The 209-nt window shown below is 26.8% G+C and carries 1 pseudogene; it reads left to right on the forward strand.

Annotated features, from left to right (window positions below):
* Positions 1-209 (forward strand): annotated as a pseudogene (locus tag FUA24_RS24640) (DNA polymerase III subunit beta); the annotation flags it as partial.

The raw sequence follows: 209 nt of genomic DNA on the forward strand, positions 1-209 counted from the left end.
AAAACTCTGTATTAATTTGTCGTTTAATTGATGGTAAATATCCAAATTACGAAGCTGTTATACCTAAAGAAAATCCAAATAAACTAACAATTGATAGAAATCAATTTTTAAACTCTGTAAAACGTGTTAGCATTTTTTCTAACAAAACCACACATCAAATACGTTTAAAAATTGCTGGTGCAGAACTAAATATTTCTGCTGAAGATATT

This window comes from Seonamhaeicola marinus, assembly GCF_008085455.1.